This window comes from Lutibacter sp. (genome assembly GCF_013041805.1).
Taxonomy (GTDB): Bacteria; Bacteroidota; Bacteroidia; order Flavobacteriales; family Flavobacteriaceae; genus Lutibacter.
On record NZ_JABDRI010000091.1, the window covers coordinates 1 to 7,010 of the forward strand.

The window sequence follows — 7,010 nt, forward strand, 5'->3', positions numbered from 1 at the left end:
ATCCCACAGCATTTACTTCAACACCTGAAGTTGTATTCGGACATTGGTCAATTGCATTATCTATACCATCATTGTCATCGTCTCCATTTGGTGTTGTATCACATACATCTCCAATTCCATCATTATCAGTATCTTCTTGATTTGGATTTGGAATATTTGGACAATTGTCCGACAGATTGTCAATTCCATCATTATCATCATCACCATTTGGTGTTTCATCGCAAACATCACCTTGTCCATCGCCATCAGTATCAGTTTGATCAGCATTTGCTATATCAATACAATTATCAACTGAATTATCAATTCCATCATTATCATCATCAGTATCACAAACATCTCCTATTCCATCATTATCCGTATCTTCTTGATTTGGGTTTACAATATCTGGGCAATTATCAACATCGTTTAATACACCATCATTATCACTATCATCATCGCAAACATCTCCTATTCCATCACCATCAATATCTGCTTGATCTGGATTTGCAGTATCTATACAATTATCAATTAAATTATCAATACCATCATTGTCATTGTCCCCATTTGGTGTTGAGTCACAAACATCGCCTATTCCATCTCCATCTGTATCTTCTTGATTAGGATTTGGAATATTTGGACAATTGTCATCCCCATTTAAAATTCCATCTCCATCGAAATCAGGGTTGTCATTCTCTGCAATAACCTCAAAGCTGTCAACAGTCCATCTGGTTGGTTCACCATTGGAATAATATTTAAAAGCAAAATAAACAGTTCCTGCAATAGTACTTATATCGACATCTGAAAATTTAAATATTTCTTCAGTACCACTTGTATTAGATTTAATTGGAATGGTGATATTAGGAACAGAAGACCATTCAAAATCTATTGGATTACTAACTCCGTCATAATTATTAGAATATACCAATTCTAAAGGAGAGTTTCCATAGGCTGCATCAGTATAAAAACTTATTTTCTCACCAGTTTCAGTATCAAAATTAATTGGGTTTTTTGTAATCAGCCAATCTTTACTCAACACATCTTCTTCGTAACCATTAATAGTATAAGAACCTGAATTATTTTCTCCAAACTGAGATTCGTTACATTCCCAGTTCTTGTTACTTTCTTCATTAAAAGTAAAGAATAATGAATTCGCACAGTCCTCAAAATCTTCATATACTAAAATTTTAGGACCTTCTAAAGTTTTTACAGTTAAAACAGCACTAAAATCTGATAGGTTTGAAGATGTATCTCGTGCTTTAATGGTTAAAGCATACGTTGTATTCGGATTTAAGTTTGTAATTGTAAAAGATGTTGAAGAGGTGGATTGCTCGTAATCACCATCTACATAAATTAAATAATCAAACACTCCTGTATTATCGGTAGAAGCTGTCCAGCTAACATCAAAAGACTCATCTGTTATATTTGAAGCAACTAAATTAATAGGCGCAGTTGGCGCTTCTGTATCAGAAGAGTCATTCATATTCCATTTATCTTCTGCTTCTCTACCTCCCCAAATTAGGGTTGCTAAGTATGGATTATCAATAAATGGGTTTCTATTCATCTGAATTTCTGAAAGCACTTCATTTCTATTCGCCTCAAAATCTGAAACTGGATCATCAACATTCCAAGCTAAAAATAAATCTATCATATTCGGATCTAAACTATTTATAGTTCCTATTCCAATATTTGAAGGTAAACACGAGGTTTCAGCACTTTGAGAACCATCTCCATGATAATGCACATACATATACATTATAATGCGAGCTACATCTCCTTTCCATTCATCTCCAGGATACCAACCTCCGTTATTAGTTACATAAGAGGCTTCTCCAATTCCATCTGAGAAAAACCTATTACTCCTATCTCCATTTCGATCTCTATCTGCCGGTCTCAAATTATGAACGTCTGAACCAGGACTCACTAAACCTGATTCAGCAACTAACCCTGGATTTGCTAAAGATTTTGCAAATACATGTTCTCTATTCCATACACCGGATTCACCGCTTCCGGTATCTTGTAAACTCTTATCTCTTGTTCTATCCGTTGTAATATTACCATCCGTATCGTCAAACCCATAAATTAATACTACGTTTGCTGTATTGGTTGGGTCTTCATCTGCAAGTTTGCAGGCATCCCAAACATCAACAGGTGATCCTGTATAGGGAATACCAACGTGCGTATCTATTATTCTTGCTGATAATTCTAAAAATAAATCATTCTCTGTTTTATTGAAATCTAATCCGTTATAGTATGAAGGAATTGTTTGTGCATATAACGTTCCGCTAACTAAAAAGAGAATAATAATATGAAATAATTTTTTTACCATTCGATTTTTTTATAAAAAATTAATGAACTACAAACTTATTATTTATTTAGTTAAATAAATAATATTCAAGAGAACAATTATTACCAAATAAAATTGGCATTAATTTATTACATTTGCATTCTACTTAAAACTAACTATTATGATAAAAATGATTCATTCTTATTGGGCTTACATTGTATTAATTATTTTAATAATTGCGGTTGTAAACGCTCTTCTCGGTTTCACATCAAAAAAAGAATTCAACGCAAAAGATTTACGAATTTCTTTATTTGCTTTAATTGCTTCACATATTCAATTAATTATTGGGTTTTTAGCTTATTATAATTCTGCTTTTTATGAAAGCATGAGAAGTATGGGAATGGGAGAAGTTATGAAAAATAGTGAACTAAGAAAACCATTAGTTGAACACCCACTGCTAATTATTGTTGCAATAGCTTTAATTACAATTGGGTTCTCTAAACATAAAAAGAAAACAACTGACGTTGCAAAATTTAAAACAATTACTATTTTTTACGGAATTGCATTACTTTTAATTCTTGCTGTGATTCCTTGGAACTTGTGGTTTACAAAATAAATTTAATTCCCTAAGCCATTCGCTTAGGGAATTCTTTTTTTAGTTATGAAAACAATTCTTTCGTATATACTTTCTTCTATATTTTACCTGTTTTACGGTTTTTTACTGTTGTTTTTTCAAACGCTTCAGTGGCTTGGATTTAATATTGGAAACTACAAAGGTCATAAAAAGGCTGTAGATTTTATGAATTGTACACTTACCTATTTACTCTATTTTTTAGGTACCAAGATAACATTTATAAACAAGTATAAAATTCCAGAAAATGTGCCTTTAATAGTGGTGTCAAATCATCAAAGTATGCATGATATTTGTCCTCTGGCTTGTTATTTTAAAAATAGACATCCAAAGTTTGTTTCAAAAATTGAGTTAGGCAAAGGAATTCCTGCTGTCTCCTACAACTTAACTCATGGTGGTTCAGTTTTAATTGACAGAAAAGACTCCAGACAATCTCTATCGGCTATCAAAAAATTTGGAAAATACATAGAGGATAATAAATATACCGCCGTGATTTTTCCAGAAGGTACGCGAAGTAAAGATGGTACACCTAAACGATTTTCTGAAAATGGACTAAAAATGCTTACCAAATTTGCTCCTTCTGCATATGTTATTCCTGTAACCATCAACAACTGTTGGAAAATAAACAAAAAAGGAATGTTTCCTTTAGGCATAGGGGTAAATCTTACTTTTGAAATTCATGAAGCCATAAAAGCAGATTCCATGGAATTTGTTAAACTTTTTGAAAAAGTTGAGCAAACTATAAAAAATGCAGTAGCTTAGCAAACTACTAAACAAAATCAAAAACATGTTATTAAATAATATTAGGTTAGAAGTTATGCTAACCTTAGAAAAAAGTATTGATACTTTTGTAGATAAATTTCTTATTGCACCTGAAAAAATTTGGCAGCCAACTGATTTTTTACCAAACTCTCAAAGTGAAAATTTTATTGAAGAGGTAAAAGAAATTAGAGAATTATCTAAAGATTTAGATGATGATTTTTGGACTGTTTTAGTTGGTGATACTATTACAGAAGAAGCGCTTCCAACCTATGAATCATGGTTATTGGATGTTGATGGGATTTCAAGACCCCGAAATGAAGAAAAAGACAATGGCTGGGCAAAATGGATACGCGCTTGGACTGGCGAAGAAAATAGACATGGCGATGTCTTAAACAAATACTTATATCTATCAGGAAGAGTAAATATGCGTGAAGTTGAAATTACTACACAACATTTAATTGCTGATGGAATGGATATTGGAACAGCTCGTGACCCTTATAAAAACTTTGTTTATACTAGTTTTCAAGAATTAGCAACCTATATTTCACATAATAACGTCGCTAAAATTGCACGTAAAAACGGACATAAATTATTAGCAAAAATGTCTCGTATAATTGCTGGTGATGAAATGCGCCATCATTTAGCTTATACTGAATTTGTAAAACAAATTTTTAGTTACGACCCAAGTGAAATGATGTTAGCTTTTCACTACATGATGAAACATAAAATTGTTATGCCAGCAATGCATTTAAGACATTCTGGATGTGAAAAAGGAAGTCTTTTTGATCAATTTTCAACAGTAGCGCAACGAGCTGGTGTTTATACCGGATTTGATTATGTTGATATTATTAAAAAACTAAACGCTATTTGGGAAATAGATAAAATTACAGGTTTAACTGCTGAAGCGGAAAAAGCTAGAGATTATTTAATGAAATTACCAGATAGAATGTATCGTATTACAGAACGCATTGTGGTTCCAAGTACTAATTATGAATTTAAATGGTTAAATCCAATTCGTTAAAAGTTAACTAATTAAAAAAGTATCTTTATCATTTAAAAAATTTAACTTAGCTCTAAAATCTTTTAAATGCTTTTTATATAAAGTAACTGTTACCATATCTTCTTGATTGGTTTTAATATGGGTTAGCTTTTTACCTAAACAATCATAGGCAACAGAATGACCGCTATACTCTAATTTATTAGCATCAACACCAACCCTATTTACACCAATGGTGTAACTCATATTTTCAATTGCTCGTGCTTTTAATAACGAATCCCAGGCTGAAATTCTAGGTTTTGGCCAATTTGCTACGTATAACAGAACATCGTAATCTTCCGTATTTCTTGCCCAAACAGGGAAACGTAAATCGTAACAAATAAGTGGACAAATTTTCCAATCATTATAATCTACAATCAACTTTTTCGTTCCTGAAGTGTAAATTTTATCTTCTCCTGCCAATGTAAATAAATGTCTTTTATCATATGCATCAACCTTTCCTGAAGGATGCACAAATAAAAATCGGTTGTAATATTTGCCATCTTCAGAAATAATAATACTTCCTACAATAGCTGTATTTTTTTCTGAGGCAATTTTCTGCATCCACCCTATGGTTTTTCCTTGCATAGATTCTGAAATTTCAAAAGGTGTCATACTAAAACCAGTAGTAAACATTTCGGGCAAAACAATTAAATCTATATCCTCCTTAATTGTATTAATTTTTTTTGTGAATTGAATTCTGTTTTGTTCAGCATTCTGCCAAACTAAATCGGATTGAACCAATACTATTTTAAGTTGTGATTGCATAAGATAAAATTACACTTTTTCCTTGAATGATATTTGAATTAAAATTTGTAATTTAATTTTTTTTAAACATCATACCAAAATGAAAAACTTGCAACTTATTATTTCGCTATTTCTATTTATTTTCACAGGGTTAACTAACGCTCAAAAAACTAATTATTTTCCCGAGCTTAATAAAGATTGGAAAGAGAAGAAACCTTCATCTTTAGCAACTAATGAAAATAAATTATCTGAGGCTATTGCATTCGCAGAATCTAATGAATATAGTGGTTCAAGAGATTTAAGAATTGCAACTCTAAAAGGATTTGAAAAAGAACCTTTTCATGCTGTTCTTGGTCCAACTAAAAAGCGTGGTGGTCCTGCAGGGATGATTATTAAAAACGGTTATATAATTTCTAAATGGGGAGAAACTAAAAGAGTAGACATGACATTTAGTGTTACAAAAAGTTTCTTATCTACTGTTGCGGGAATAGCTTATGATAAAAACCTAATTGCAAATGAAAATAATAAAGTTGCAAATTCTATTTGGGATGGTACTTTTGAAGGTGATCACAATAGTAAAATTACATGGAAACATTTATTACAACAAAATTCAGATTGGTCAGGTGAAATTTGGGGAGGTAAAGATTGGGCTGATAGACCCCCGAGTCAAGGCGGATTAGACGATTGGAAATATAGAAAACTTAATGAACCAGGAACAGTCATGGAATACAATGATGTTCGTGTAAATGTCCTAGCCTATGCTTTAACTCATGTTTGGAGAAAACCAATTCCGCTAGTACTTAAAGAAAATATTATGGACAAAATTGGAGCATCCTCAACTTGGCGATGGTTTGGATATGACAATGCTTGGACTGAAATAGATGGCATAAATATGAAATCAGTTACTGGAGGAGGACATTCTGGAGCTGGACTTTTTATTTCAACAGAAGATATGGCAAGGTTTGGATTGCTGTTTTTAAATGATGGTGTTTGGAAAGGGAAGCGACTTTTAAGTAGTGAATGGATTTCTAAAGCAATCACTCCATCAAAACCAAATGTGAATTATGGTTATTTATGGTGGTTAAATAAAAAAGGGCCGAGACATTGGGAAGGCCTTTCAGAAAATATTTTTTATGCAGCAGGCTTTGGAGGTAATTTTATTGTTATTGATAAAGAAAATGACCTTGTGGTTGTAACAAGATGGCTTGAGCCTTCAAAAATTGAAGAGTTTATGCAAAAAATTAATGCTGCACTAAATTAAACATTTTTTTATTAATGAATTTATCTGTTGAAAAATGTAATCTTAAAAACTTAAAAAAGCTTGTAGAAATATCTAGAACTACATTTATTAATGCTTTTGAAAAAGATAACAATCCTAAGGATTTTAGTAATTATATAAATACTGCATTTAGTGAAGCGAAAATCAGCTCCGAGCTTCTAAATGAAAATTCTGACTTTTACTTTACTTATCGAAATAATAAGCTTGTTGGCTATTTTAAACTCAATAAAAACGAAGCTCAAACCGAAACATTTAATACTAAAACAATTGAACTTGAACGAATTTATGTTAT

6 protein-coding genes and 1 pseudogene are annotated in these 7,010 nt (G+C 31.7%); 5 read left to right on the top strand and 2 right to left on the bottom strand.

The window, feature by feature from the left end; all coding sequences use genetic code 11:
- Nucleotides 1–2,305 (bottom strand): thrombospondin type 3 repeat-containing protein (locus tag HKP59_RS11005; protein WP_291806782.1); only part of this gene is annotated, 2,305 nt, incomplete at its 3' end.
- A gap of 139 nt (nucleotides 2,306–2,444) precedes the next feature.
- Between HKP59_RS11005 and HKP59_RS11010 the strand changes: the two genes are divergently transcribed.
- Genes HKP59_RS11010 through HKP59_RS11020 form a run of 3 tightly spaced genes read left to right on the top strand, consistent with a single transcriptional unit; the run spans nucleotide 2,445 to nucleotide 4,677 of the window.
- A complete protein-coding gene (locus HKP59_RS11010) occupies nucleotides 2,445–2,879 on the top strand; it encodes a hypothetical protein (protein WP_291806785.1) in 435 nt (144 codons plus the stop codon).
- A 45-nt stretch (nucleotides 2,880–2,924) separates the two neighbouring features.
- On the top strand, nucleotides 2,925–3,656 hold the full coding sequence (locus HKP59_RS11015) for a lysophospholipid acyltransferase family protein (protein WP_291806787.1): 732 nt from the start codon (nucleotides 2,925–2,927) through the stop codon (nucleotides 3,654–3,656).
- A gap of 25 nt (nucleotides 3,657–3,681) precedes the next feature.
- On the top strand, nucleotides 3,682–4,677 hold the full coding sequence (locus HKP59_RS11020; protein WP_291806790.1) for an acyl-ACP desaturase: 996 nt from the start codon (nucleotides 3,682–3,684) through the stop codon (nucleotides 4,675–4,677).
- A gap of 3 nt (nucleotides 4,678–4,680) precedes the next feature.
- Here the strand turns inward: HKP59_RS11020 and HKP59_RS11025 are convergent, their stop codons facing one another.
- Nucleotides 4,681–5,460: an amidohydrolase gene (locus tag HKP59_RS11025; protein ID WP_291806793.1), complete on the bottom strand. Its 780-nt coding sequence runs from the start codon at nucleotides 5,458–5,460 to the stop codon at nucleotides 4,681–4,683.
- 79 nt (nucleotides 5,461–5,539) lie between these two features.
- On the opposite strand from HKP59_RS11025, the gene HKP59_RS11030 reads away from it, so the two are divergent.
- A complete protein-coding gene (locus tag HKP59_RS11030) occupies nucleotides 5,540–6,700 on the top strand; it encodes a serine hydrolase (protein WP_291806795.1) in 1,161 nt (386 codons plus the stop codon).
- Between the two features lie 14 nt (nucleotides 6,701–6,714).
- Nucleotides 6,715–7,010: pseudogene (locus HKP59_RS11035) on the top strand (GNAT family N-acetyltransferase); the annotation flags it as partial.